Origin of the sequence: Fretibacterium sp. OH1220_COT-178, from assembly GCF_003860125.1 — a bacterium.
In the GTDB taxonomy this organism is placed as follows: domain Bacteria; phylum Synergistota; class Synergistia; order Synergistales; family Aminobacteriaceae; genus CAJPSE01.
This window is the reverse complement of sequence record NZ_RQYL01000021.1, coordinates 1-23,043: the sequence shown is the minus strand read 5'-3', so window position 1 is coordinate 23,043 and position 23,043 is coordinate 1. Positions and strand designations below refer to the sequence as shown.

Annotated in this window: 24 protein-coding genes; 11 read left to right on the top strand and 13 right to left on the bottom strand. The window is 63.0% G+C overall.

The genetic code is table 11. The annotated features are described in order from the left end of the window. Window positions 1-50 precede the first annotated feature (50 nt). The 5 genes from EII26_RS09195 to EII26_RS09175 all read right to left on the bottom strand — a co-directional run bounded on the left by EII26_RS09195 (window position 51) and on the right by EII26_RS09175 (window position 4,818). Complete coding sequence (locus EII26_RS09195) at window positions 51-1,574, bottom strand: tripartite tricarboxylate transporter permease (protein WP_124888861.1); 1,524 nt, start codon at window positions 1,572-1,574, stop codon at window positions 51-53. Window positions 1,575-1,595: 21 nt separating this feature from the next. Next, window positions 1,596-2,048 (bottom strand): tripartite tricarboxylate transporter TctB family protein, encoded by a 453-nt coding sequence (locus tag EII26_RS09190; protein WP_124888860.1) that lies wholly within the window; start codon window positions 2,046-2,048, stop codon window positions 1,596-1,598. 48 nt (window positions 2,049-2,096) lie between these two features. Then, window positions 2,097-3,056 (bottom strand): Bug family tripartite tricarboxylate transporter substrate binding protein, encoded by a 960-nt coding sequence (locus EII26_RS09185; RefSeq protein ID WP_124888859.1) that lies wholly within the window; start codon window positions 3,054-3,056, stop codon window positions 2,097-2,099. Window positions 3,057-3,132: 76 nt separating this feature from the next. Continuing rightward, a complete protein-coding gene (locus EII26_RS09180; protein ID WP_124888858.1) occupies window positions 3,133-4,161 on the bottom strand; it encodes a sugar kinase in 1,029 nt (342 codons plus the stop codon). Window positions 4,162-4,170: 9 nt separating this feature from the next. Then, entirely contained in the window at window positions 4,171-4,818 is a 648-nt protein-coding gene (locus EII26_RS09175; protein WP_124888857.1) for a bifunctional 4-hydroxy-2-oxoglutarate aldolase/2-dehydro-3-deoxy-phosphogluconate aldolase, read from the bottom strand. A gap of 156 nt (window positions 4,819-4,974) precedes the next feature. Here EII26_RS09175 and EII26_RS09170 point away from each other — a divergent pair, with 156 nt between their 5' ends. Beyond that, entirely contained in the window at window positions 4,975-5,835 is an 861-nt protein-coding gene (locus EII26_RS09170; RefSeq protein ID WP_124888856.1) for a helix-turn-helix domain-containing protein, read from the top strand. 48 nt (window positions 5,836-5,883) lie between these two features. Here EII26_RS09170 and EII26_RS09165 read toward each other — a convergent pair whose 3' ends face one another. After that, on the bottom strand, window positions 5,884-6,261 hold the full coding sequence (locus EII26_RS09165) for a winged helix-turn-helix transcriptional regulator (protein WP_124888855.1): 378 nt from the start codon (window positions 6,259-6,261) through the stop codon (window positions 5,884-5,886). Window positions 6,262-6,378: 117 nt separating this feature from the next. On the opposite strand from EII26_RS09165, the gene EII26_RS09160 reads away from it, so the two are divergent. The 4 genes from EII26_RS09160 to EII26_RS09145 all read left to right on the top strand — a co-directional run bounded on the left by EII26_RS09160 (window position 6,379) and on the right by EII26_RS09145 (window position 10,163). Further along, complete coding sequence (locus EII26_RS09160; protein WP_124888854.1) at window positions 6,379-7,038, top strand: flavodoxin family protein; 660 nt, start codon at window positions 6,379-6,381, stop codon at window positions 7,036-7,038. Between the two features lie 382 nt (window positions 7,039-7,420). Further along, a complete protein-coding gene (locus EII26_RS09155; RefSeq protein WP_124888853.1) occupies window positions 7,421-8,521 on the top strand; it encodes an ABC transporter substrate-binding protein in 1,101 nt (366 codons plus the stop codon). 32 nt (window positions 8,522-8,553) lie between these two features. Next, window positions 8,554-9,405, top strand: a complete 852-nt coding sequence (locus tag EII26_RS09150) for a class I SAM-dependent methyltransferase (RefSeq protein WP_158612236.1) — start codon at window positions 8,554-8,556, stop codon at window positions 9,403-9,405. 11 nt (window positions 9,406-9,416) lie between these two features. Next, window positions 9,417-10,163 carry a class I SAM-dependent methyltransferase gene (locus EII26_RS09145; RefSeq protein ID WP_124888890.1) on the top strand — a complete coding sequence of 249 codons (747 nt, stop codon included), beginning with the start codon at window positions 9,417-9,419 and terminating at the stop codon, window positions 10,161-10,163. 264 nt (window positions 10,164-10,427) lie between these two features. Here the strand turns inward: EII26_RS09145 and EII26_RS09140 are convergent, their stop codons facing one another. Beyond that, window positions 10,428-11,027 (bottom strand): lecithin retinol acyltransferase family protein, encoded by a 600-nt coding sequence (locus EII26_RS09140; RefSeq protein WP_158612235.1) that lies wholly within the window; start codon window positions 11,025-11,027, stop codon window positions 10,428-10,430. 765 nt (window positions 11,028-11,792) lie between these two features. Here EII26_RS09140 and EII26_RS09135 point away from each other — a divergent pair. Next, the gene (locus EII26_RS09135; RefSeq protein WP_124888850.1) at window positions 11,793-14,147 is read left to right on the top strand and encodes a hypothetical protein; all 2,355 of its coding nucleotides are present in this window, start codon (window positions 11,793-11,795) and stop codon (window positions 14,145-14,147) included. Between the two features lie 185 nt (window positions 14,148-14,332). Here EII26_RS09135 and EII26_RS09130 read toward each other — a convergent pair whose 3' ends face one another. The 6 genes from EII26_RS09130 to EII26_RS09105 form a co-directional block, all read right to left on the bottom strand. Then, window positions 14,333-14,752 (bottom strand): type II toxin-antitoxin system VapC family toxin, encoded by a 420-nt coding sequence (locus EII26_RS09130; RefSeq protein WP_124888849.1) that lies wholly within the window; start codon window positions 14,750-14,752, stop codon window positions 14,333-14,335. Further along, window positions 14,749-15,090, bottom strand: a complete 342-nt coding sequence (locus EII26_RS09125) for a hypothetical protein (protein ID WP_124888848.1) — start codon at window positions 15,088-15,090, stop codon at window positions 14,749-14,751. Before EII26_RS09125 ends, EII26_RS09130 begins: the two co-directional genes overlap by 4 nt. A 16-nt stretch (window positions 15,091-15,106) precedes the next feature. Beyond that, window positions 15,107-15,856, bottom strand: a complete 750-nt coding sequence (locus tag EII26_RS09120) for a TIGR04255 family protein (RefSeq protein WP_124888847.1) — start codon at window positions 15,854-15,856, stop codon at window positions 15,107-15,109. A 214-nt stretch (window positions 15,857-16,070) separates the two neighbouring features. Then, entirely contained in the window at window positions 16,071-17,372 is a 1,302-nt protein-coding gene (locus tag EII26_RS09115; RefSeq protein WP_124888846.1) for a TRAP transporter large permease, read from the bottom strand. A gap of 10 nt (window positions 17,373-17,382) precedes the next feature. Then, window positions 17,383-17,853 (bottom strand): TRAP transporter small permease, encoded by a 471-nt coding sequence (locus tag EII26_RS09110; RefSeq protein ID WP_124888845.1) that lies wholly within the window; start codon window positions 17,851-17,853, stop codon window positions 17,383-17,385. A 211-nt stretch (window positions 17,854-18,064) separates the two neighbouring features. Next, window positions 18,065-19,147 carry a DctP family TRAP transporter solute-binding subunit gene (locus EII26_RS09105; protein WP_199735158.1) on the bottom strand — a complete coding sequence of 361 codons (1,083 nt, stop codon included), beginning with the start codon at window positions 19,145-19,147 and terminating at the stop codon, window positions 18,065-18,067. A 233-nt stretch (window positions 19,148-19,380) separates the two neighbouring features. Here EII26_RS09105 and EII26_RS09100 point away from each other — a divergent pair, with 233 nt between their 5' ends. From EII26_RS09100 to EII26_RS09080, 5 genes are all read left to right on the top strand, one after another. After that, window positions 19,381-20,079, top strand: coding sequence for a GntR family transcriptional regulator (locus tag EII26_RS09100; RefSeq protein ID WP_124888844.1), 699 nt, complete (start codon window positions 19,381-19,383; stop codon window positions 20,077-20,079). A gap of 55 nt (window positions 20,080-20,134) precedes the next feature. Continuing rightward, the gene (locus EII26_RS09095; RefSeq protein ID WP_124888843.1) at window positions 20,135-20,605 is read left to right on the top strand and encodes a PPC domain-containing DNA-binding protein; all 471 of its coding nucleotides are present in this window, start codon (window positions 20,135-20,137) and stop codon (window positions 20,603-20,605) included. A gap of 95 nt (window positions 20,606-20,700) precedes the next feature. Further along, window positions 20,701-21,708, top strand: a complete 1,008-nt coding sequence (locus tag EII26_RS09090; RefSeq protein ID WP_274703310.1) for a thiamine pyrophosphate-dependent dehydrogenase E1 component subunit alpha — start codon at window positions 20,701-20,703, stop codon at window positions 21,706-21,708. A gap of 18 nt (window positions 21,709-21,726) precedes the next feature. Then, entirely contained in the window at window positions 21,727-22,704 is a 978-nt protein-coding gene (locus EII26_RS09085) for an alpha-ketoacid dehydrogenase subunit beta (RefSeq protein WP_124888842.1), read from the top strand. A 10-nt stretch (window positions 22,705-22,714) separates the two neighbouring features. Next, on the top strand, window positions 22,715-23,043 hold a 329-nt coding region (locus tag EII26_RS09080; protein WP_342447310.1), incomplete at its 3' end, for a lipoyl domain-containing protein.

Below are 23,043 nucleotides of genomic sequence, written 5' to 3'. Positions count from 1 at the left end.
CGCCCCCGGCGAACTTCGCCGGGGGCGTCCTGCGCGCTGGCAGGGATGGGTCAGGGCTGCGGTTTGTCGAGCGGTCGGGGCTGCCTTTTTCTCCGGACCAGCGGCCACAGGAAGGTGGCGAGGATCAGGACCAGAAAGACGCAGGTCACGGGCCGCTCCAGGAAGATCATGAGGCTTCCGTGCGACATCACCAGGGCGCGGCGCAGGTTGGCCTCCAGCATCTTTCCGAGGAGCAGGCCCAGGACGAACGGACCGGTCGGGAAGTCGTAGACCTTGAACAGGAACCCGGCGACCCCGGCCGAGAACATCACGATGACGTCGAAATAGCTGTTGTTGAGGGCGAAGGAGCCGATGATGCAGAGCAGGGAGACCGCCACCCAGACGGTCGGCTGCGTGACGGACAGAAACTTTGCCGACACCTTCGCGGTCGCCAGCCCCAGGACGAGGAAGACGACGTTCGCCAGGAGCATCAGCAGCATGATGGTCGCCGAGAAGGTCGCGTTTTCCGTGAACATCTTGATTCCCGGCTGCATCCCGTACATGGTGAGGGAGCCGATCAGGATGGCTGTCACGGAGTCGCCCGGTATGCCCAGGGTCATCATGGTGGTCATGGCCCCTCCCAGCACCCCGTTGTTCGCCGTGGAGCTGACCGCCAGGCCCTCGATGGAGCCCTTTCCGTACTCCTCCGGGTGGCGGCTCAGCTTCTTGGCGTTGCCCCAACAGATGATGGAGGCGATGTCGCCGCCCGCCGCCGGGATTGCCCCGACGAGGGTGGAGACCGCCGCGGCCAGAAGGCAGAGGGGGGAGAGCCTCAGGATATCCCGGGCCGGGGGCAGCACCTTGCCGATCCTCAGGTTCTCCTTCCGCCTCTCGTTCTCCTCCGCCTCCTGCCTCGCGTCCCGGCTGTAGATCTGGAAGAGCACCTCCCCGATGCCGAACATCCCGATCATGACGGGGATGAAGGAGATCCCGCCCAGAAGGGAGACCTGACCCATGGTGAAACGCCTCATCCCGAGGATGGGGTCGAGCCCCACGCAGGAGAGCAGGATTCCCGCCGCTCCGAGGATCAGCCCCTTGAGCTGGGAGGCGCCGCTGACCGCGACCATCATCCCAAGCCCGAAGAGGGCGAGCATGAAGTACTCCGTGGGGCCGAAGGAGACGGTGAAGCGCGCTATGGGCTCGGCGAAGAGCATGAGGCACAGGATGCTGAAGATGCCCCCGATTGCCGAGAAGACCACATTGACCCCCAGAGCCAGGCCGCCCTTGCCCTGGCGGTAGAGCGGGTAGCCGTCGAAGGACTGGGTGATGGACGCGGGGGTCCCGGGGGTGTTGATCAGAATGGCCGAGATCCCGCCCGCGAAGATGGCGGCGTTCCAGAGCCCCATGAGCATGGCGAACCCGTCCGCGGGGGCGAACCAGAAGGTGACGGGGGTCATGATGGCGATTCCCATGGTGGCCGAGAGCCCGGGAAGGGCCCCGATAGCCGTCCCGATCAGCACGCCGGCGCAGAGGAAGAAGAGGACCGAGGGCTGCAGGACGGAGTCCAAAGCGGAGAGCCAGACTTCCGTTCCCATACGTTTATCCTCCCTTCCGCGTCATGCGTTGAACTGGACGGAAAACCCCAGGGTGAACACCAGGTAGGCCAGCAGACAGAGCCCCAGGGAGTAGACGACGGCAAAAAGCCACGAGCGCTTCAAAAGTCGGTTCAGAAAAAGACAGAGCAGCAGGGCGAGCGGGTAGAAATGCCCCGTCAGGGGCCAGAGGACCAGGAAGCCGATCAGGCCCGCCAGGGTCCCGAACAGCAGCCTCAGGTTCTCCCGGGGGATGGGCGCGGCGGCGGTATCCCGCCGCCCGAGCCCCTTTACCGTCAGGGCCGTGCCCAGAAGCGCGACCGAGCCGCTCATGAGGTAGGGGAAAAACCCCGCTCCCGGAACCCCGTCCGAGGTCTTGGCTATGAAGGTGAGTTTCGGTTCGAGCCATGTCGCAACGAAGAGGGCGGCGCCGAAGAGCGTTGCGAACAGGCCGGATATGACGTCGTTATTGCGCATGGCCCGCTCCTTGGGATGGAATTGGGTGGGCGTCGAGCCTGCCTGCGGTCAGTTGGCGATGCCCAGCTTCGGGATCAGGTTGCCGAAGTGCTCCAGCTCGGCGGCCGCCCTCTTGTCCATCTCGTCCCCGGAGAGGTAGGCGTGGTCGAAGCCGCGCTCCTTCAGCAGCTTCTTCAGGGCTTCGGAGTTGGCGGCCGTCTTGGCGGCGTCCTCGAGGATCTTCACCACGTCCTCCGGGGTCCCCTTGGGCACGGCAAAGCCGCCCCAGGCCTGGAGCGCCAGGTCGACGCCCAGCTCGCGTGCGGTCTTCACGTCGGGGAAGACCGAGCTGCGGGCCTCGCCGAGGACAGCCAGGATCTTGAGCTCGCCGGAATCCACGTTGGACTTGACTTCGGAAGGGCTGACGGTGACCATCTGTATGTTCTTGCCCACCAGGGCCGCAACGGCGGGGGCGGCTCCCTCGAAGGGGACGTGGGTGAACTTGGCTCCGCTGGCCTCCTCCAGGGAGGCGGCGGCGACGTGCCAGATGGAGCCGGTCCCGGAGTTCCCCGTCTGGATCTTCTCCGGCTGAGCCTTGGCGTAGGCCAGAAGGTCCTCGAAGGTCTTCCACTCGCTGTCGGCGCGGACCGTCACCGTTGCGGGGATGGTCATGACCCGGCAGATGAACTTGAAGTCGGCGCAGGAGAGGTCGGTGAATCCCAGGGCGCGCAGCATGGTGGACTCCACGGGCATGTAGGCCAGGGTGTAGCCGTCGGGCTTGCGGCTTCGGGCGTGCTCCAGGCCGATGGCGCCGGATGCCCCCGTGATGTTGGTCACGATGAAGCTCGTGCCCAGGACCTTCTCCATCTCGGCCGCGAAGATCCTGGCCGTCGTGTCGGAGGCGCCGCCCGCCGAATAGGGGACGACGATGGTGATGGGCTTCTTTCCGGGGAAATCCGCGGCCTCCCCAAGGCCGGCCGCCGCGAAGAGCACGCAGACGCACAGGAACGAGAGCATTGCCTTTTTCATACTCGAAAACCTCCTTGAAATGGTTTTGAAAACGATTTTGTTTTCATTGCCGGAACGTCGCGCTCGGCGCCTCCGCTCAGCGCACCACGCGCCCGGAGCCGTCGCCGCCGATGAGGTTCAGGACCTCCTTGACCGTGGACAGGTTGAAGTCCAGCTCGATGGAGTGCTTCAGGCAGGACGCGCCGACGGCGAACTCCAGGGCCTTTTGCGGGTCGAAGCCGTTCAGAATCCCGTAGATGAGGCCCGAGGCGAACGAGTCGCCGCCGCCGACCCGGTCGACGATCTGCATGGTGTACTTGCGCGAGGTGTGGAGCCTGCCGTCCTCATAGAGCAGTCCGGACCAGTTGTTGACGGACGCCGAAAGGGATTCGCGGAGCGTGAAGGCCACCTTTTTGAAGCCGTAGAGCTCCGTCAGCCTTTGGGCCAGGTCGCGGTAGCCGTCCATGTTCAGCACCCCGGCCGTGACGTCCGTCCCCGCCGCTCCGATGCCCAGGACCTTCTCCGAGTCCTCCTCGTTCCCGATCAGGACGTCGACGTGGCGCATCAGGGGCTTCATGGCCGCCTGGGCCTGCTCGGTCGTCCAGAGGTTCTTGCGGTAGTTCAGGTCGCAGCTCACCGTGACGCCGTGCCGCTTCGCCGTCTCGCAGGCCCTCCGGCAGATGTCCGGCAGCTCCGGGCCAAGCGCGGCGGTGATGCCGGTGAAGTGGAACCACCCCGCGTCGGCGAAGATCGCGTCCCAGTCGAAGTCCTCGTACCGCACCTCGGAGAACGCGGAGTGCCTGCGGTCGTAGATCACCTGGGAGGCGCGCTGGGAGGCCCCGCGCTCCAGGTAGTAGATCCCCAGACGCTCGCCACCGAAGGCGATGTGGCCGGTCCCCGCGCCGAACTTGCGGAACATGCGCAGGGCGCAGCGCCCGATCTCGTTGTCCGGCAGGCGGGTCACGACCTCCGTCGGCATCCCCATGTGGGCCAGGGCGACCGCCATGTTAGCCTCCGCTCCGGTGTAGTTCACGTTGAAGCGCTCCGCCTGGGCGAAGCGCAGGAACCCGTCGGGCGAGAGACGAAGCAGGACCTCGCCGAATGCGATGAACTTCTTGCCGGCCATGGAAGCGCCTCAGGCCCCTTGGGCGATGGCCACGAAATTCCTGGCGCGCTCCGTGAGCTCCGCGAAGTTGCCCTCGGCGATCAGCTTCTTGTCGGCCAGGCGCCCGCCCACCCCGGCGCCGGCGAAGCCGAGCGCCAGGTACTGTCCCAGGTCGTCCTCGCTCACCCCTCCGGTGGCGATGAGCTTCACGTGGCTGATGGGGGCGAGGATGTCCTTGATGTAGCGGAAGCCCAGGGCACCCGACGGGAAGAGCTTCACGAAATCCGCGCCGCTGTTGTGGGCCGTCATGATCTCGCTGGGGGTCATGGCGCCGGGGATGGAGACCAGCCCGAGCTCCTTGGTTCGGCGGATGATCTCCGGGTCCGTGTTGGGGGAGATGACGAACCGCCCCCCGGCCTCCCGGGCGGCCCGGACCTGTTCGGTCGTGAGGACCGTGCCGGCCCCGAACTGCATCGAGTCCCCGAAGGTATCCGCAAGCATCCGGATGGACTCGGCGGTCTTGGCGACGCAGTCCGGGTCCTGCTGGTCGAAGGTGACCTCCATCATGCGGATCCCTCCCGCCTGGAGGGCCTCGGCCAGGCGCTTCAGCGTGTCTCCGTAGATCTTCCGGTAGATGGCTATGATCTTGTGCCGAATGATGAACTCCTTTGTCGTCATGAAAACAACACCTCTCGTCCTTAGGGGTAGATCCGGGAAAACGGTGTTCCGGAATGGAACTGCAATAAAACCTTACCGTCTGCGGGGGAGAAACACAAGCCTCGATTTTACGAAAAACTGTTGTGATATTACGCCCGCTCTGTTAAGCTGATTTGCATGAGCAGAAGGATCCTCTACGGGAAGAACACGCCTCTCTCCTTTCAGGAGAGCCTCTTTTTCGATACGGATTGTCCTTATACCGTCCGGTATAAGGAGCTGAGGAACGACGACGTCGCCCCCCTCCATTACTCGAGCGCCCTAGAGGTGCTTTTGTGTTGTGATATTTCGGGAACGGTCACCATCGAGGAACGCACCATCCCCGTTTGCGGCGACGCCGTGGTCGCGATCCCTCCCTATGCCGTCCACTCCGTCACGCTGAAGCAGGGGGAAGGAAGGGTCTACGTCGTTCACGTCTCCCTGGAGGAGCTGCGCGCCTTCATGGACATCCCCTTCTTTCTGAGCCGTACGGGCGCCCGCCTCGACGGGCTCTGCGGGGTTTGTCCGGATTTCGATGGGGTGCGGGGCTGCGTGATGGAGCTGATCGAGAGGGACGGCGACCTCTTCGCCCGGATGGGGGCGCTGCTGCGGCTGGCGGGGATCCTGCAGCGCTGCGCCGACCGGGAGGAAAATCCCTCCGTCGGGAGGAGGGGGGAGGGCTCCGACAGGCTGAAGGCGGTGGTGACCTGGGCCTCCGCCAACTTTCGCGAGAAGGTCTCCGTGGCCGACGCCGCGGCGGTGGCGGGGCTCTCGAAGAACTACTTCTGCAGCTGGTTCCGCCGCCATGCGGGCACGACCTGGAACGACTATCTGAACGACGTCCGGATCTCCAACGCCTGCCGGGTGCTGGCGAAAACGGGGTCCGTCACGCGGGCGTGCCAGGAATGCGGTTTCGCCGACCTGTCGTGGTTCATCCAGCTCTTCAGGAAAAAACGGGGCCGCACGCCCCGCCAGTACGTCAAAAGCCTCGAGGCCACCTGAGCGCGGTTGCCCGCGGGCGATGAAAATCCGTCCCCGCCTCCGGCGGGCTCATCCTTTGTCCTCACACGTACCGCCGCCCTCCTCGTGCTTTTTCAGATAGTCCATCCCCCATCTGCACAACCCTTCCAAAGCGGGCATGAGGCTTCGTCCGTCTTCCCTCAGATGATAGGTCACGGAGGGCGGCACGCTTCCGCGCGAATGACGGGAGACCAGGCCTCTCTCCTCCAGCTCTCGGAGGCATTTTGTCAGCATGGTGTTGGTCACCCCGTGAACGCGGCGTTTCAGCTCGTTGTAATGCAGGCCGTCCTCGTCGTTCAGGCACCAGAGGATCGGCAGCTTCCACTTGGAGCCTATCAGCTCCATCACGTAGAGCAACGGACAGCGGTCCGTGTAGTTCTGAGTTTTTATGTTCTTCGATGCCTTCATGACCGCCTCCAAAATTTTAAGAAAGAAAAAACTGCGTACTTGTCTCTTTCTTTTTTTGATCATACACTGATCCGAGGGGGATATCAAAGGGAAATTCAACATTCGGGGGTAAGAAGAATGAAAGCGTTGTTCGTCAATGGAAGCCCGCGTAAAAACTGGAACACCCACAAGATGCTGGAAAGCGCGATGGAGGGGGCCGCGGAGGCCGGGGCCGTTCCCGATTTGGCGCATCTTTACGATTCCGCCTTCAAGGGCTGTGTGAGCTGCTTCGCCTGCAAGGTAAGGAACGGCAGGACCGAAGGCCTCTGCGCCTTTCGCGACGCGCTGACGCCGACGCTGGAGAAGGCGCGTGAGGCGGATGTCATCGTTGTCGGCAGTCCGGTCTATTTCGGATATCCCACGGCCTCGGCGCGTGCGTTTCTGGAGCGTCTGATGTACCCCTTGCTCGCCTACAAGGTCGGCGAGATGAGGTTGTTGGCGAAGACCGTACCCACTGCGATGATCTACACCATGAATTGTCCGGAGAAACTGGCGGATCAGCTCGATTATCCCCTCCTGCTGGGGGCCAATGCCGATGCCCTCGAGCGCACCTTCGGCTACAGCGAGACGCTCTGCGCCTACGACACCTATCAGTTCAGCGACTACTCCCGCTACGACGTCCCCATGTTCAATGAAAAGGACAAGGCCAGGCAGCGCGAGGAGCAGTTCCCGCGCGACCTTCGGAACGCCCGTGAGCTGGGGAAGCGGTTGGTCCGGAAAGCGGCGCCGCAGGATTGAGCCTGGATTTGCTATCGGTAACGCCGATCGGAGAGCCCCGAATCGATCCGTCTCCGACCATGCGCGGCGGACCTGAAATCTTTCGCGAGGACAGGGGAAGCGGCACTAGGGCGATCCGGATGCGTCGTTTTCTCCCCCGATAAAAACAGGCCATTTCGCCACAAGGATCTTTTCTTTCTCCCGGCGCTTTGTGCGGCACAATTTTGGACGAGATCTCACCTCTCTCAACAATCCGTTGCGGACGCAACGGATTGTTTTTGTCTTTCGTGTCAGAATATCCATCATGAAGTTGGCTTAGTCTAACTTTAGGGGTGCGGGCGCCGTCTTGTCCGCGTTCGTGCGGTGTCGGATTTTTTGAAAGAAGACTGGAGGTCGGTTGAGGATGGAGAGGGTCAAAAGGCTCCGTGCGGGGCTTGCGGCCGCCGTTGCGGTTTTCGCCGCGGCGGCGTGGCTGGGTGCGGCCGAGGCGCGGACGGTGCGGGATCACCTTGGGCTGGACGTCGAACTTCCTGAGAGGATCGAAAGGGTCGTGGTGGTGGGGCCGCTGCCGCTGGCCTCGGTGGTGGCCGTGTACCAGGGAGGCGATGTCGGAAACCTGGTGGGCATACCGCCGGATCTGATCAACACGGCGCGCCGTTCGGTGCTGGGGAAGTACGCGCCCGGGCTGCTCTCCGCGTCCGGGGACTTCTACAGGGGAGGGGCCCTGAACGTCGAGGAGCTGCTGAACCTGAGGCCGGACGTCGTGTTCTACTCGGGCGCCGTCCATACGGAGACGTACAAGAAGGCGGGGATCCCCGCGGTGGCCTTCATCCACCCCAACATCGGCGGCTCGGCCAGCACGCTGCGCACGCTGGAGATGTGGCTGGACCTCATGGAGCAGGTGTTGGGAGGGGAAAACAAGGCCAGGGATATCGTCGCCTACGGCAAGGAGGTCGAGGCGGAAATAGCCCGGCGGGTCCGGGACATTCCCCCGGAGAAGCGGGCGAAGGTCCTGATCCTGAGCAACTACAACGATACGGCGATCGGCGTCTCGGGGCGAAAGACCTTCGGGGAGTACTGGTGCGACGCGGTGGGAGCCGTCAACGTGGGGCTGGACGTCGGGAAGAAGAACGTCAACATGGAGCAGATCTACCACTGGGCGCCCGACAAGGTGTTCCTGACCACCTTCACGGCGATGGTCCCCCAAAATCTCTACGACAACACGGCCGGGCCCGGACACGACTGGAGCCACGTTCCCGCCGTGAGGAATCGGGACTGCCACAAGTTCCCGCTGGGAATGCACCGCTGGTGGCCGCCCTCCACCGACACGCCTCTGGCCCTGTGGTGGTTCGCGAAGGCGGTCTACCCCGATCGTTTCGGGGACGTGGACATGCCGCTGAAGGTGAAGGAATACTACCGCAGGTTCTACGGCATGGAGCTGACGGACGGGGAGGTCGAGGGGCTTCTGAACCCCGGCGCCGAGATGCGGCGGGACTTCTTCTGATGGGCCGGGATTTTCGGGAGGAGGATTTTTCGATGGATACGGAACTCTTCGATGCGATTCTGAACCGCCGGGGTCAGGGCGTCTCCGAGTCGGAGGCGTTCTGGGATGCGAGGGCCGAACCCTTTCTGGCCAGCAAGCGGACCTACGGCACGGGCCTGACGGAGCGCGTGGTCCGTTACCTGGCCGATGGGGGGATGCTGGGTCCCGAGGCCTCCGTCCTGGACGTGGGGTGCGCCTACGGGCGCTACGCCCTTCCCTTCGCGGCGGTGGCGCGGGAAGTGACCGCCACGGACATCTCCTCCAGGATGCTGGAGCTGTGCGCCTCGCGGGCCGAGGCGGAAGGCGCCTCCAACCTGAGGACGCGGAAGCACGACTGGGAGCTGGAGGCGCTCGGCGATCTGAAGGGACGTTTCGATCTGGTGTTCGCCTGCATGTGCACGGCCGCTCGGACCCCCTCGGGCCTGGCGAAGATGACGGCGGCCAGCCGGGGAGCCTGCGTCGTCGCTCAGTACGTCTCGATGGAGGACTCCCTGATGGAGTCCGTGGCCGGGGAGCTGGGGCTGGACCGGAGCGGCGACCCCCATAACGGCAGGGACGTCGCCTGGGCGATCTTCAACCGGCTGTGGCTGGACGGCTTTCTCCCCCGGACGGCGTTTTTGGAGCGGAACGAGGACCGCACGCTCGCCATGGACGAGGCCCTCGACCGCTACGCGATGAGCCTGGGCAGGGCGGCCTCGGACCGGGGCGTCGAACTCCGGTCGCTCCTGGGCGCGCGGGAGGAGAACGGGGGCGTCCGCATCAGGGGGAGGAGCGTCCTGGCGCTGATCTCCTGGAGGACCGAGGAGCGCGAACACCCTGCCGGCTCGACTTTCAAGAGGAGGTGAACGTTGTGGCAATGGAGGTGGGACACGCGTTTCTGGCCCGTCTCGGCAAGCGCCGGCTGCGTCCCGGCGGACGGGAGGCCACCGACTGGCTGCTCGAAAAGGCCTGCCTTCGCAGCGGGACGGAGGTTCTGGAGGTCGCCTGCAACATGGGCACGACGACCGCGGAGCTCGTCAAACAATACGGTTGTCGCGTCACGGCGCTGGACCTGGACCCCGAGGCCCTGGCAAAGGCAAGACGCAACCTCGCCGCCTCGGGGGCGGGCGACCGCGTCACGTTCGTCGAGGGCGACGCGACGGCGCTGCCGTTCCCCGACGAACGGTTCGACGTCGTGATCAACGAGGCCATGCTGACGATGCTGACGCCCGAAAATCGGGCCAGGGCCGTCTCGGAGTATTTCCGCGTGCTGAAGAAGGGCGGGATGCTGCTGACGCACGACGTCCTGCTGCTGGAGGACTCTCCGGAGCTCGTCCAGGGGCTGAGCCGGGCGATCAACCTGAGGGTGTACCCTCTGACGGAGGAGGGGTGGCGGGAGGTCTTCGAGGGCTGCGGCTTCGACCGTCTTCAGGTTCGGCACGGCCCCGTTTCGCTGATGACCTTCAGGGGAATGGTCTACGACGAGGGGCTCTGGGGCGCGATCCGGGTGTTCCTGAACGGACGGAAGGCGGAGAATCGGGAATTCTTCAGGCGGATGTCCGGCTTCTTCGGGGCGCACCGGGAGCGCCTGAACTACATCGCCGTCGCCAGCACCAAGTCATAGCGTAAGGCAGGGCTGCGGAGCGTCCCCTCTCCGGCGGAGGAGGGACGCTCCGCGCTCATTTGCCGTCTCGGGCCCTCGGGGAGGGGGCTCCGTTATTCAAAAGAGGCCGGACCGTATGTATAAGAGAGAGGTGTAGAACAGCCCTCTCTCCCTTCGTGTCGGCGATGGCCTTCAAGCGATGTTCGGAATGCCGTTTTTTCTTGCTGCCGCTCGGGCTGTTTAGCATTCATCCGGGAGGGAGCGATGTGCTCCCCTTCAGTTGCGTCAGGACTGTCTAAGGCTCCCCTTCCCTTTTCCCTTTCCAAGGCCGGATAAGGCCAGGGGCAAGCCGACGGCTACGGCAACGGCCGACAGGCCCAGCACCGTAGCCCAGGCCTGCACCTGCCCGGCGGCGTGATAGTTGTATCGGCACTCGACGGCAAAGTGCTCGCAATTGTTCCGCACCAGGTGATAGCGACTTTCTCCCTTTCGGCGCTTTGCCTCTTCGACCGCCTTCGCGCCGGGAGAATCCGGATCGGCCTCATTGGAGGGCTCTCCTTTGTCATCTATTTCGTCGCGCCTCACCTCGAAAGTTTTTCTCGCAAAACACAGAGGGTAGCGCGGTGCCTCTTCGGGGTAGCGGCAGACGGTAAGGCTTTCGGCGCCATCCAGGAACTCGTCCAGGGAGGTCTGGAGAACCTTTCCGCAAAAGTCCCTGCGGCTTCGAGAGTCCTCGTCAGGCTCGTTGTAGTGAATGACGCTGTTGTCCTCCTCCACGTAGATTCCGTAGTGATCGTAGTGGAGAACCCCGTATTTTCTGCGCACCCTGACGACATCGCCGTTTTCGAGTTTTCCGGAGTTCGTCCGCTTTTTGTCGGTTGCCATGAGAATTTTGTTCCTCCTTCCCATTCCCGGGGTGTGTTCCATTTGTCATTTCCCGCGTCTTGTCCTGCTGTTACCCCCTGAAGGGGTTCGAGCGGTCCCCCTTCGGGGGACACAGGGAGGAGTGTGCGTCAATGTCCTGTCCTATAAATGTGCTTTTCATGCGGCATGTGCGGGGGCTGTCCTTCCGGGCGGAAGTATACCGCTGCTCTTCACGCGCCGCATCGGCTTTTCCGCCAATTCGGGTACCGGAAACGATGCGGCGGAGGGGAGGGGGTCCGCGACGGCCATGCAACCGAACCCGGACGGGATCAGGGCTTCCAGGAGGCATTTCTCCTCTTTCCTTGCCAGCACCCGCACTTTTCGGTAGAATTTTCGTGTGTTGCGAGTTTAATTGGTGAGCGTGCTTCGCTGCCGCATGAGGAGCAGGCCCACGGAAGGGAGGATGCCTCGGCGCTGGGAAGGATGCGGCGTCTGCATCGCGGAATTTCGGACTCGGAAAAAGGTGGATGCCGAGCCTTGAGAAGGAGGACGATGACTTTGAGAAACAGGTTTTTGAGAACGGCCGCCCTGGCCATGGTTTTGGTGTGGGCCGCGGCGGGGGCTGCGGTGGCGGCGACGTACACATGGACTGGCGGGGCCTCAGATGGTGGAAAATGGGAGACACCGGGTAATTGGAACGGAGGTTCCAATTACCCGGGACGCGATCCGAATGATACAGCAACGTTTAATAACGATGCCGAGGTGGAGGTGTCAGGTGGGAGCGATTTGCCTAATCCCCTGGACAATTTGAAACTGGCAGGCGTCACGCTGAAGGTTAAGGCAGGACATGCCATCAAGGCCAAGGCCATTGAGGTTTCGTCCGGGAACGCCGTCATTGAGACGGTGGCCGACGCAGCGGATTTCGCTTTTGAAACGACCAATACCATTAAGATCGCGGACGCTACTTCCCTCACTGTGAAGGGGCATGGGCTTACGGGGGCTAACGCCGATTTGGTCCTGGAGGGCAAGGGCAAGCTGATCCTGGAGAAGGACGTGTTGGTCGCCGACGGTCTGCAGATCGATCATGGTGGTACCCTGGAGCTCAAGCTGGGAAAGCTGCCTGCCTTCGCCGGTAGCGGGTCTCCGCATAGGACGATCACTTGGGGCAGCATCATCCTGGGGACGGCGAACGCCTTTCATGACAATTTGACGTCCTTGAATATCACTAAGGGCGACCTGACCCTGAATGCAACGCAGAAAGCCGGACTCAAAGAGATAGGGATCTTGAACACGGGCACCCTGACGATCAAGGACGGTATCCAGATCGGAAACGGGACGGACGGCACCATCTCGCTTGGAGGAACGGCCACCCTCGACCTGAAGGGCGATATCACCGTCAAGGGTCTGAACGCACCCAACTATTCGATTAGGGTCAAAATCGCCTCGGGCAAGACGCTCTCCGTCAAAGCTGATGCGGATCAAACGATCGGAGCGACCGTGGAGGGGGGTGGCGAGCTTGTCTTTGATTTCTCCGCAGGCACTGCGAACCGTAAGGCGACCCTGCAGAAGAGCGTCGACGGAAAGGTCACGTTCAAGGGCGCGAGCGCGCATACGCACACGCTGGCTCTTGCCGACGGCGTGACGGTCAAAACGCTTGTCTTCGATCGGGGCACTGCCAACGACGCCAAGGCGAAATGGGAGGCGTCCGACGCCGTCGTCGGGACCCTGGATATCGAGAGCTCCACTGGGGACGGGGTTTCGGTCTCGATTCCCGCGGGGAAGACGCTGAAGGTCTCCAGCCTGAACCTCAAGGCCGGGGCCGGCAAGCCCAAGCTGAAGGTGACCGGTCCCGGGACCCTCGAGGTGGAGGATGGCGCAGGTCTTGCCGCAGGCTGGCACCTCGGGCTGGACGGGAACGCCACGCTTGCCGTGAAGAAGGCGAGCGTGCTGGCGGGGAGCCAGGCGACGCTTGCTGTCGCCTCTCTGGATATGGTTTGCGGGACTTATGGGACGACCGAACTGACGATTACGGACAACGCGACTTTGAAGGTCCCGAGCGTGCCGTCCGTCGCTACGCCGCTCCTGACGGTGAAGAAGGTCGACGTCGATGCGTCCCATACGCTGAAGTTCGCGCGCCCCACGACCTGGCCCAACCCCCTGAAGGCCGGTGACAAGGTCACGCTCCTGAAGATCACCGACGCCGTGGATTTGCACACCACGGGTAAGATCGTGGGGGACCCGGCCGACGACGCGGAGGCGAAGGTCGAGGAGATCAACGACGGGAATGGTCTGAAGGAGCTGGTCCTCACGGCCAAGATCGATCTTGTTCAACCCGATCTGATCGCGCCTGCCGTCCTGAAGGCCGTCCCCGGAAGCACGTACAATGGCACGGTGCTGGCCTCGGGCGACGTGGACCCCTCGACCTGGAGCGTCAGTGTCGTGAGCCAGGATCCCGCCGGCGTGATCGCGTCCTCCGACCTCGAGCTTGTCTCCAAACAGGCCAAGAGCGCCGTCGTCAGCCTGGACGTCAAGAGCACCTTCAGGAGCGCGACGCTGAAGGTCCGGGCCAAGAGCGCGACGAACACGCTCTATGGAGAGGTGGAGTTTACTCTGACCTCGGGGTCGGCCGATATCACCCCTCCCCCTGGACCCGCCGAGCCCAGGATCGACAATGCGGGGTGGACCGCGGAGATCGTCTCGGAGGACAAGCTGGGGAACATGACCCTGAAGCTCCGGACGCGGCTGTTTTACGACGGCCTGCCCAAGGCCGTGTCAGCGGACGTCATCGGCATGCCGGCCCCAAAATGCGAACTCCTGGACGGTGCGGGCAGGAGGGTGCTGGCGGTGGAGGCGGCCGCGCTGAAGAGCTACACGCTGGTGCTGACCTGCAACGTCACGAGGGCCCAGGTCGCGGCCGGCGCCGCCGTCAAGGAGGTGCTGGTGACGAAGGCCGACGGGACGGTCAAGACGCTCCCGGTGAACAAGAAGGTCAAGGATATGCCGCGGAAACCCGGCGACTCGGGCCCCAACATCCCGGACCCCGACGGTAGGGGCAGGAGCGGAGGCGGCGGCGGATGCGACGCGGGGCTGGGCGTGCTTGCCCTGGCCCTTGCTGCGGCCTTCCTGCGGAGGAAGGTATAGTTTCTCGATAGTCGTAAGAGAGGCCTTTTGGGACCGCCCTGTCCGTGTGAAGAGACACAAGCATGAAAGAGGCGAGTGCGGTTCCCTGGTCAAAAAAAGTCCGTCCCGGCGAAACTGTCCGGGACGGACTTTTTTGATGCTTTATTGTGTTTTCCGGGGGGAGCGTCGCTGGAAGATTTCCTGGGTCAAGTCGACGCCCCTTTGGAATATATGGAGACGACCTTGACTTCCTCAACTCGGCATATCGGCTTCGTAGGCTTTTCCATCGTTACAAATTCGTCCACGCCAGCGATCATCGCCGCACCTATATGCAGGGCGTCAACGGGCGTCATGTCATATTTTGAAGCCATATCAAGAGCGAATTCCGTTAACTTTGAAGAGGTGATTACATTTTCAGCGGCTCCTTCAAAAATCGCCTGCATGAACTCAATTTCTTCCCGCTGTTTATGGAATGTCGGCTTCGGCAGAACCTCGAGCCGCAAATAATCGCTCACCACCAACAAACGCGTCGGGTCGTCAAGAACCTCCATGGCTTGTCGAGCGATTTGCTCTTCGCCTTGAAACGCCGCGATGAGGACATTCGCGTCAATGTAGGTCCTTTTCATTTTTCTTCCAGCTCTCCCCGGCGCCGTTTGATCTCTTCAAGTATTTCTTCCTCGGACAGCACTCTCATTCCTGCGAGGATGGCCTTTGCCCGTAGGGCGCAAAGCTTCTCTCCCAAAGGCGTCCGAGGAATGAACCTGGTTTCCTCTTGAGAAATCACCGTAGACTGGTAAGTGCTTCTTTCCTTACTCACTGAGAAGATGAGGGTTATCCCCAAAGGGAGCGCCATCCCGTCGGTACGGTCATAGGACCGGAGCTCGCAGTTCAGCCCGCTTTCCCAGTTTACCGGGTACAGGATGCTGCTGGTCATGCGGCCTGAGATCTCATTCGTCAGAGTCATCGTTCCAACCATCTTGTCAAACCTCGTATTCCGGTTCCAGGCTTTCGACGGTTTCCGGCTTCAAGATGCTGAAAAACATCCTCTTGCATGAAGCGTGGAGCTCATCGAGTCTTTGATCCAGCGAGTCCCATGATTCACCGCCCGTTACGGTTTTGATGCTGTCAATGTCCACAAGAACGCCTTTAAGCCGTCCTTCCGTTCCCGGAAAATCCACCTCTGCGGGCGAGATGATCTGAACAAGATGGATCAAATCGTTTTCTCTGATCTCCGTTCGCAATTGAACGGGTTTGGCCGCCAGGTCGTATTTCCCCAACATCAATTTCAGATCAAGGTGTTGAAGATCGGCGTTTTTTTTCAAGTCGATCAAGTCGATATATTTCAGAGAGAATCTTTCTATTCGTTCGATCAAGCCGGTTTCCTTCAGTGCTTGGGTAAGCTCTCGAATGTCGGCGGAAAACCGAGCCCATCCTGAATAAGGCCGACGGCAACTCAAGGAGACGACGCGATCTCCTATTTGGATGGACTGATTGGCTCCTTCCAGTCTCATTTTTGGGAGATACCATAGATTGGGGTCCTGTTCAACGACGGGAGCAGGCATATCCGCGGCAGGCAGTTTGCCCGCCCTTCCGTATTTGCCGGAAAACGATTTGAAAAGTATTCCGGGAAGCAAGTCGGCAACCGGAGACGTGCTGCCGGAGAAGCGCATCTCCCATATCGCTTCGAGCAAGGGCTCCTTTTTGAGCCTGGCGGGAATTTTGGTGTTCATGTCGTCCTCCTCCTGTCAAGAGACCCATTGCGCGAATTTCCTCGTTATAGCGATATTGTAGCTCATCGTTCCTGCCATAGCCAAGCGACGGCCGTTGCGAAACTTACATAAAGCATCGGGGCGGCCTTGAGGGGCCGTCCCGATGCTTTGGCGCTTTTCCGGAGAAATGCCGCCGATCCGTCTCGATGTGGGAGCGGCAAAGGCCCCCGTTCCCCTACATCAGGCCCATCAGGCGTGGCAGGAACGTCGTCAGGATCGGGAACGCCGTCAGCAGGGCCAGAGCCGCGATGGCCGCGGCGATCAGGCCGATGGCGGGCCGTGCGATCTGCTCCATGGTCAGGCCGCTGATCCGGGCGCCGACGAACAGGTTCACCGCGACGGGTGGCGTCACCTGGCCGATCGCCAGGTTGATGGTCATCATGACCCCGAACCAGATGGGGTCCCAGCCGAGCGTCCGGATGATCGGGATCAGGATCGGCAGGAAGATGTACATGATGGAGTTGGCGTCCAGCAGCATCCCCGCGAAGAGCAGGATGACGTTGATCATCAGCAGGATCACCGTGGGGTTGTCGGAGACGCCCAGCAGCAGGCCCGCGATCTTGTCGATGATCCCCACGGTCGCGCCCAGCCAGGAGTAGAGGCCGGCGCAGGCGACCACCAGCATGACGACGGCGGTGCTGACCACGGTCTCGCTGAGGATCTCGTAGAGCACGCGCAGGGTGAGGGTGCGGTAGACGACCAGGCCGACGAAGAGGCCGTAGAACACGGCGACGGCGGCGGCCTCGGTGGGGGTGAAGACGCCCCCGTAGATGCCGCCCAGGATGATGACCGGGGTCAGGAGCCCCCAGAAGGCGTCGAAGAACGCCCGGAGGAGCGCGCCCAGGCTCTCGCGGGGCTCGCCCCGGAAGCCGCGGAGCCGGCTGTAGAGGTAGACGGCCAGGCAGAGGAAGCCGGCGACGATGACGCCCGGGACGATGCCCGCCGCAAAGAGCGTCCCCACGGACTGCTCCATGATGTCCCCGTAGACGATGAAGGAGATGCTGGGCGGGATGATGATGGCGAGCCCCGAGGCGACCGAGACGACCGCGGTGGCGAACGCCTTGTCGTAGCCCGCCTGGGCCATGCTGGGGATGAGGATCAGGCCGAGCGCCGCGACGGTGGCCGGGCCCGAGCCGCTGACCGCGCCCCAGAATGCCGCGACGATGACCGTGGCGATCGCCAGGCCGCCCGTGACGTCGCCGACCAGCTCCTTGATCAGCTTGACGATGCGCGCGGCGATGCCGACCTTCTCCATGATGATGCCCGCCAGGATGAAGAAGGGGATGGCCAGAAGGGGTACCTTGGCGATGCCCGCGTAGAAGCTGTAGGAGAGCATCTGATAGCCCATGTCCCAGAACCAGACGACCGAGATGGTCGCCATGCCCAGTGAGACGGCGATGGGAATGCGGGCGATGAGGGGAACGATGAAGAGCGCCAGGGTCCAGAATACGGGGTCCTTGAAGATGGAGTCGATCATGTGGGCCTCCTCAGAACGTTTTTTCCCGCAGGGTGACCCGGGCGGACTGCAGGATGCGGACGATGATGAGAGCCGAGAACATCGGGATCGCCGAGGAATAGATGCAGGCGGGGATGGCCAGGGCGTCGGAGGTGACGCCGAGCGCCCATTCGTCGAGCACCTGAAGGGCCCCAAGCCAGCCCAGAAGGGCGAAGAACGCGATGCACGCGGCGGTGGAGAGGAGGAAACAGAACTTTTTCAGCCCCCGCGGCATGAGGTCGTAGAAGAAGGTCATCGCCAGGTGCGCGTTGCGGCGAAAGGCCATGGAGGTCCCCAGAAGCACGATCCAGACGAACATGCTGATGGTGATCTCCTCCGTGAAGGCCAGAGGATAGGTGATGAGGTAGCGGGTGACGACGTTGACGAAGGTCACGACCAGCATGACCGACAGGATGAGGGCCCCCAGCAGCTCCTCGAAATGGTCGCAAAGTTTTTTCAGCACGAAAAAGCCCCCTTGAAAGGTCGAGGTTTGCGTTAAAAGGGAGAGGCCCTGCGGCCTCTCCCCTTATTCCAATTCCAAGTCACTCGTATACTTCGTTGTTTTTACTCGCCTTGCTCGACGTACCTCTTTGTACGTCTTCGCTACGGCTCGCAAAAGCCGCCTCGTCTACGAATGATTTCGAAATGGAATTATACGGGTACGTCGCTGTGTGCTATTTTGCGGCCGCAGCCATGTCCTCCTCCGCGGCCTTGACGAGCTCCTCGCCGATCTTGGAGCGCCAGGCGTCGCGGACGGACTGCGTCTTGTCCATGAAGACCTTCATCTGCTCGGGCGTCAGGTCCGTGGCGGTCATGCCGACCTCGCTCAGCTTCGCGGCCCAGTCCGTGATCTCCGGCACGCGGTCGATGTTCTTCAGGAACTCCAGGTGCCTGCCGCCGTCCTTCTCGTCCAGCCCCACGCGGGCCAGGGCGATCTGGTAGGCTGCGGCCTCCTTGGCGGCCTTGGTCAGGAGCTCCTGATCCTCGGGGGAGAAGGAGGCCCAGACCTTGGGGTTGGCGACGAACATCGTGGGGTCCGCAACGTAGTGCCAGTTGGTCACGAATTTGTGGTACTCGTGGATCTTGACGGGGAAGAAGGTGTTGATGGGGTTCTCCTGCCCGTCCACGACGCCCTGCTGAATGGCGGACATCGTGTCGCTCCAGACCATGGTCACGGGGTTGGCGCCGAGGGCCTTGAAGGTGTCCAGGAACAGGGGGCTGCCGACCACGCGGATCTTCAGGCCGTCCAGGTCCTCGGGGGACGCGATGGAGCGCTTGCTGTTCGTCAGCTCGCGGAACCCGTTCTCGCCGAAGCAGATGAACTTTCCGCCCTTGGCCTCGATGGCCTTGGCGACCAGCTCACCGGCCTTGCCGTTCGTGACGGCGTCGAGCGCCTTGTAGCGGTCGGGCTGCGCCGCGAAGAAGAACGGCAGGGCAAAGAGGTTCAGCTCGGGGATCTGAGGGGAGTAGTTGATGGTGGACTGGCAGGCGAAATCGATGGTGCCGTTGCGCAGAAGCATGAAGGCGTTGGTCTGCTTGCCGGTGGTCAGCTGCGCGTTGGGATAGACCTTGATGTTGATCTTCCCCTCGCTGCGCTCCTTGACCAGGTCCGCAAAATACTGGGCCCCCATGCCCCATCCCGTCGTGATGCTGGGGACGATGTCCAGCTTGTACTCGGCCTTGTAGGCCGCCGAGGCGGGAACGGCAAGGGACAGACACAGAAGAACGGATATCGCGAGAACCCCAAACTTTTTCACTGCTTACACCCTCCTTGATTTGACCCCGGTGCGGATGGCCGCGCCGGGAAAGGTTCCATTATGGAATGCAAAGCTGCTGGGATGCTTCGAGAAACCGCGCCGAGGGAGGGCGCCGCCGCCCTCCTCCATCGGAGGGGCTCCCCTTGCTGAGGGGGGACATCTTGTCTTGTATACAAGAAGCTGTATAATCACATTAACATTATATCAAATTTTGATTTTTGTGGAGGCCTTTCGTGAAGTCGGGTTCGAAGAAAGAGCTGGCCTACAAAAAGATCAAGGAGATGTTCCTGAACCGCAAGTTTTTGCCCGGGGCGATGCTGTCGGAGAACGAGATCGCCCGCGCGCTCGCCATGAGCCGGACGCCCGTCCGCGAGGCCCTTCAGGTGCTTCAGAACGAGGGGTTCGTGACGGTCTATCCCAAGCAGGGCGTCCGTTTCCAGGGGTTCACCACGACGGCGCTGCGGGAGATTCTGGAGTTGCGTGCGGCGGTGGAGGGGTACGTCATGGCGGCATGCCTGCCGCTCGACGAAGCGCAGCTGGCCGAGGCGGAGGCGCTCATCGAGCTCCAGAGGCCGTGCAGCCTCTCGGGCGACGTGGAGGAGTACCTGGTGCACGACGCCGCCTTTCACAACTACTTCGTCGGGCTCTACGGAAACTCCTTGATCTCCGCGGTCGTCCGATCCATCTCCGAGCGGTTCAGGAGCGTGGGGCTCAGGGTCCTTCGGGACGCCGAGAGCGTGCGCCTCTCGTTTCAGGGCCATCTCGCCATCATGGAGGCGGTGCGGGCCGCGGACGTCGCCGCCGCCCTCACGGCGGTGCACGCCCACATCAACTTCGGCAAGTCGCGCCTGCTCAGTGCCGTCGACCCCATGGAGGGCGAGGACTTCGTCCGGGAACAGTTCGAGGGGGCCGCGCAGAGCCTGAAATACTGAGGGGCCGCCGTCCGGCGGCATCCGTACGATACGATCCCGGGAAAGGGGTGGCGTTGTGGAGAGACTTCCCTTCGAGGGCCGCGAGGCCCGGGTGCGCACGTTCATCCTCCGGCTCAGGCCGGGGACGGACCTCATGGAGGGCATCCGGACGTTCTGCGTGGAGCGGGGCATCCGGTCGGGTGCGATCACCACGCTTCTGGGCAGCCTGCGGTGGATGCGCTACGTCTACCCCGTGCCCGATTCCAAAGCCCTGTCGGGCCTGAGGTATTGCGCCCCCATCGTCCTGGACGGCCCCGTCGAGCTGCTGAGCGGCGCCGGGACGATCGGGGAGATGAGGGAGGACGGCGAGGCGGTGGTCCACCTGCACGCGGCCTTCACCGACCCCGAGGGCCGGGTTTTCGGCGGACATGTCCTGGGCGGGCCGGTGGCGGTTACGGTCGAGGTCGCGATCGACGCCTTGGACGGCGTGGCCCTGTCGCGGGCGGTGGACGAGGAGACGGACATGCCCGTCTTCTCGATCGAATAGATATCCAGTTATCCAAGCGGGATCCGGATCGTTTTTCGTTTTTTCGATACGCGTTTCAGGTGTTCTGAAACTCAGTTTGGGGAGGTTGTTCAAGGATGGATGCACCGAACATCACCAGAATGTCCGCGCAGGTGCCCCTGAAGGACTACGACAGGGGCCGTCTCGATTTCTTCTACGAGACGATGCTCAAGATCCGCAAGTTCGAACGCACGGTGGAGGAGAACTTCCTGGCCGGGAACATCCCGGGGTTCGTCCACCTCTATATCGGCGAGGAGGCCGTCGCCACGGGCGTCATGGCGAACCTGACCGACAAGGACTATATCGAGAGCACGCACCGGGGCCACGGGCACACGGTGGCCAAGGGCGCGGACCTGAACCGGATGATGGCCGAGATCTACGGCAAGAGCACGGGCTGCTGCAAGGGCAAGGGCGGCTCCATGCACATCGCCGACTTCAGCGTCGGGATGCTGGGGGCCAACGGGGTCGTCGGCGGCGGGTACAACCTGGCGGCCGGAGCGGCCCTGGCGCAGAAGATGCAGAAGCGCAAGGACATCTCCGCCGTGTTCTTCGGCGACGGCGCCAGCAACCGCGGGACGTTCCACGAGGCGGCCAACTTCGCCTCGGTCTGGAAGCTGCCGCTCCTCTTCGTCTGCGAGATGAACGAGTACGCCTCCACCACGCCCTACCTGACGGCGACCTCCGTGGCGGACATCTCCCGCAGGGCCTACGGCCACGACATGCCGGCCATCATCGTGGACGGCAACGACGTCTTCTCCGTCTACGAGGCGGCGAAGAAGCTGGTGGAGCACGTCCGGGCCGGGAACGGCCCCGCGTTCCTGGAGTGCAAGACCTACCGCGTGAAGGGCCACTTCGTCGGCGACCCCGAGCAGTATCGGACGCGCGAGGAGGTTCAGAAGAACATCGACGAGCGCGACCCCATCGAGGCCTTCAAGAAGAAGGTGCTGGCGGCGAAGGTCTACACCGCCAAGGAGCTCAAGGCCATCGAGGATAAGGTGGACGGCCTGATCGCCGCCGCGCTCAAGTTCGCTCAGGAGTCCCCGGAACCGGACGCCTCCGAGCTGATGACCGGAATTTATGCCTGATTCGAGGTGCTGGATACCATGACTGTGAAGAACATCACGTTTTCCCAGGCGACGCTGGAGGCCATGGACGAGGAGATGAGCCGCGACGAGCGCGTGTTCGTCATGGGCGAGGACATCGCCCGGCAGGGCGGCATCTTCGGCCAGTTCCGCGGCCTTCCCGAGAAGTTCGGGACGGACCGGGTTCGCGACACCCCCATCTCCGAGACCGCCATCATCGGCTCCGCGGTGGGCGCGGCCCTTGCCGGGATGCGCCCGGTGGCGGACATGCACTTCGCGGACTTCATCGGCGTGTGCATGGACGAGGTCTTCAACCAGATGGCGAAGGTCTACTACATGTTCGGCGCGCAGAAATCGGTGCCGCTGGTGCTGCGCGCGCCGGACGGCATCATCAACCAGGCGGCGGCGCAGCATTCGCAGAGCGTCGAGGCGTGGTTCGCCCACATCCCGGGCCTGAAGGTCGTCATCCCCTCCAACCCCGCCGACGCCAAGGGGCTTCTGAAGGCCGCCATCCGCGACGAGAACCCCGTCCTCTACTTCGAGCACAAGGGGCTCTTCCCCATGAAGGGCGACGTGCCCGAGGGCGAGCACCTGGTGGAGATCGGCAAGGCCCGGATCGACCGCGAGGGCACGGACGTGACGATCGTCTCCTACTCCATGATGCTGCACCATGCGGCCAAGGCCGCGGACCGTCTGGCCGCCGAGGGCGTCAGCGTCGAGCTCATCGACCTGCGCACGATCTCGCCCTGGGACAAGGAGGCGGTGTTGAAGTCCGTCGCCAAGACGGGCCGGCTCTGCGTCGCCCAGGAGGCCGTCAAACAGGGCGGCTTCGCGGCGGAGGTCGTCGCGACGGTCTGCGAGGAAGGGCTGGAGTATCTGGACGCTCCCATCGCCCGCGTGGGCGCGCCGTTCACCCCCGTCCCCTTCGCCCGCCCGCTGGAGCAGGCCTACAAGGTGACCGCGGACACGATCTACGACGCCGTCCGGAAGATCCTGTAAGGGGTTCGACATGGCCACTGCGATCACGATGCCGAAGCTGGGTCTCACCATGACCAGCGGCTCGGTGAAGGAATGGAAGAAGAAGGTCGGCGACACGGTCAGGAAGGGGGAGCTCCTCTTCGTCGTCGCCACGGACAAGCTGACGGTGGACGCGGAGAGCCCGGCGGACGGAGTCCTGCTGGCGATCACCGTCAAGGACGGCGCGGACGTCCCCGTCGGCGGCACCATCGGGTACCTGGGGGCCGCGGGCGAGGCCGTCCCCGCGGAGGCCGCCGCGGCCCCGGCACCGGCCCCCAAGCCGTCGGCGCCCGCCCCTGCGGCTCCGTCGGCGGCGGCATC

Excerpts from the sequence above, each read along its gene's own strand:
- EII26_RS09120 (WP_124888847.1), bottom strand. The coding sequence starts at position 15,856 with ATGAACACCAAAATTCCCGCCAGGCTCAAAAAGGAGCCCTTGCTCGAA.
- EII26_RS09125 (WP_124888848.1), bottom strand. The coding sequence starts at position 15,090 with ATGACTCTGACGAATGAGATCTCAGGCCGCATGACCAGCAGCATCCTG.
- EII26_RS09160 (WP_124888854.1), top strand. The coding sequence starts at position 6,379 with ATGAAAGCGTTGTTCGTCAATGGAAGCCCGCGTAAAAACTGGAACACC.
- EII26_RS09145 (WP_124888890.1), top strand. The coding sequence starts at position 9,417 with ATGGAGGTGGGACACGCGTTTCTGGCCCGTCTCGGCAAGCGCCGGCTG.
- EII26_RS09155 (WP_124888853.1), top strand. The coding sequence starts at position 7,421 with ATGGAGAGGGTCAAAAGGCTCCGTGCGGGGCTTGCGGCCGCCGTTGCG.
- EII26_RS09165 (WP_124888855.1), bottom strand. The coding sequence starts at position 6,261 with ATGAAGGCATCGAAGAACATAAAAACTCAGAACTACACGGACCGCTGT.
- EII26_RS09085 (WP_124888842.1), top strand. The coding sequence starts at position 21,727 with ATGACTGTGAAGAACATCACGTTTTCCCAGGCGACGCTGGAGGCCATG.
- EII26_RS09175 (WP_124888857.1), bottom strand. The coding sequence starts at position 4,818 with ATGACGACAAAGGAGTTCATCATTCGGCACAAGATCATAGCCATCTAC.
- EII26_RS09195 (WP_124888861.1), bottom strand. The coding sequence starts at position 1,574 with ATGGGAACGGAAGTCTGGCTCTCCGCTTTGGACTCCGTCCTGCAGCCC.
- EII26_RS09150 (WP_158612236.1), top strand. The coding sequence starts at position 8,554 with ATGGATACGGAACTCTTCGATGCGATTCTGAACCGCCGGGGTCAGGGC.
- EII26_RS09130 (WP_124888849.1), bottom strand. The coding sequence starts at position 14,752 with ATGAAAAGGACCTACATTGACGCGAATGTCCTCATCGCGGCGTTTCAA.
- EII26_RS09190 (WP_124888860.1), bottom strand. The coding sequence starts at position 2,048 with ATGCGCAATAACGACGTCATATCCGGCCTGTTCGCAACGCTCTTCGGC.
- EII26_RS09090 (WP_274703310.1), top strand. The coding sequence starts at position 20,701 with ATGGATGCACCGAACATCACCAGAATGTCCGCGCAGGTGCCCCTGAAG.
- EII26_RS09140 (WP_158612235.1), bottom strand. The coding sequence starts at position 11,027 with ATGGCAACCGACAAAAAGCGGACGAACTCCGGAAAACTCGAAAACGGC.
- EII26_RS09115 (WP_124888846.1), bottom strand. The coding sequence starts at position 17,372 with ATGATCGACTCCATCTTCAAGGACCCCGTATTCTGGACCCTGGCGCTC.
- EII26_RS09185 (WP_124888859.1), bottom strand. The coding sequence starts at position 3,056 with ATGAAAAAGGCAATGCTCTCGTTCCTGTGCGTCTGCGTGCTCTTCGCG.
- EII26_RS09170 (WP_124888856.1), top strand. The coding sequence starts at position 4,975 with ATGAGCAGAAGGATCCTCTACGGGAAGAACACGCCTCTCTCCTTTCAG.
- EII26_RS09180 (WP_124888858.1), bottom strand. The coding sequence starts at position 4,161 with ATGGCCGGCAAGAAGTTCATCGCATTCGGCGAGGTCCTGCTTCGTCTC.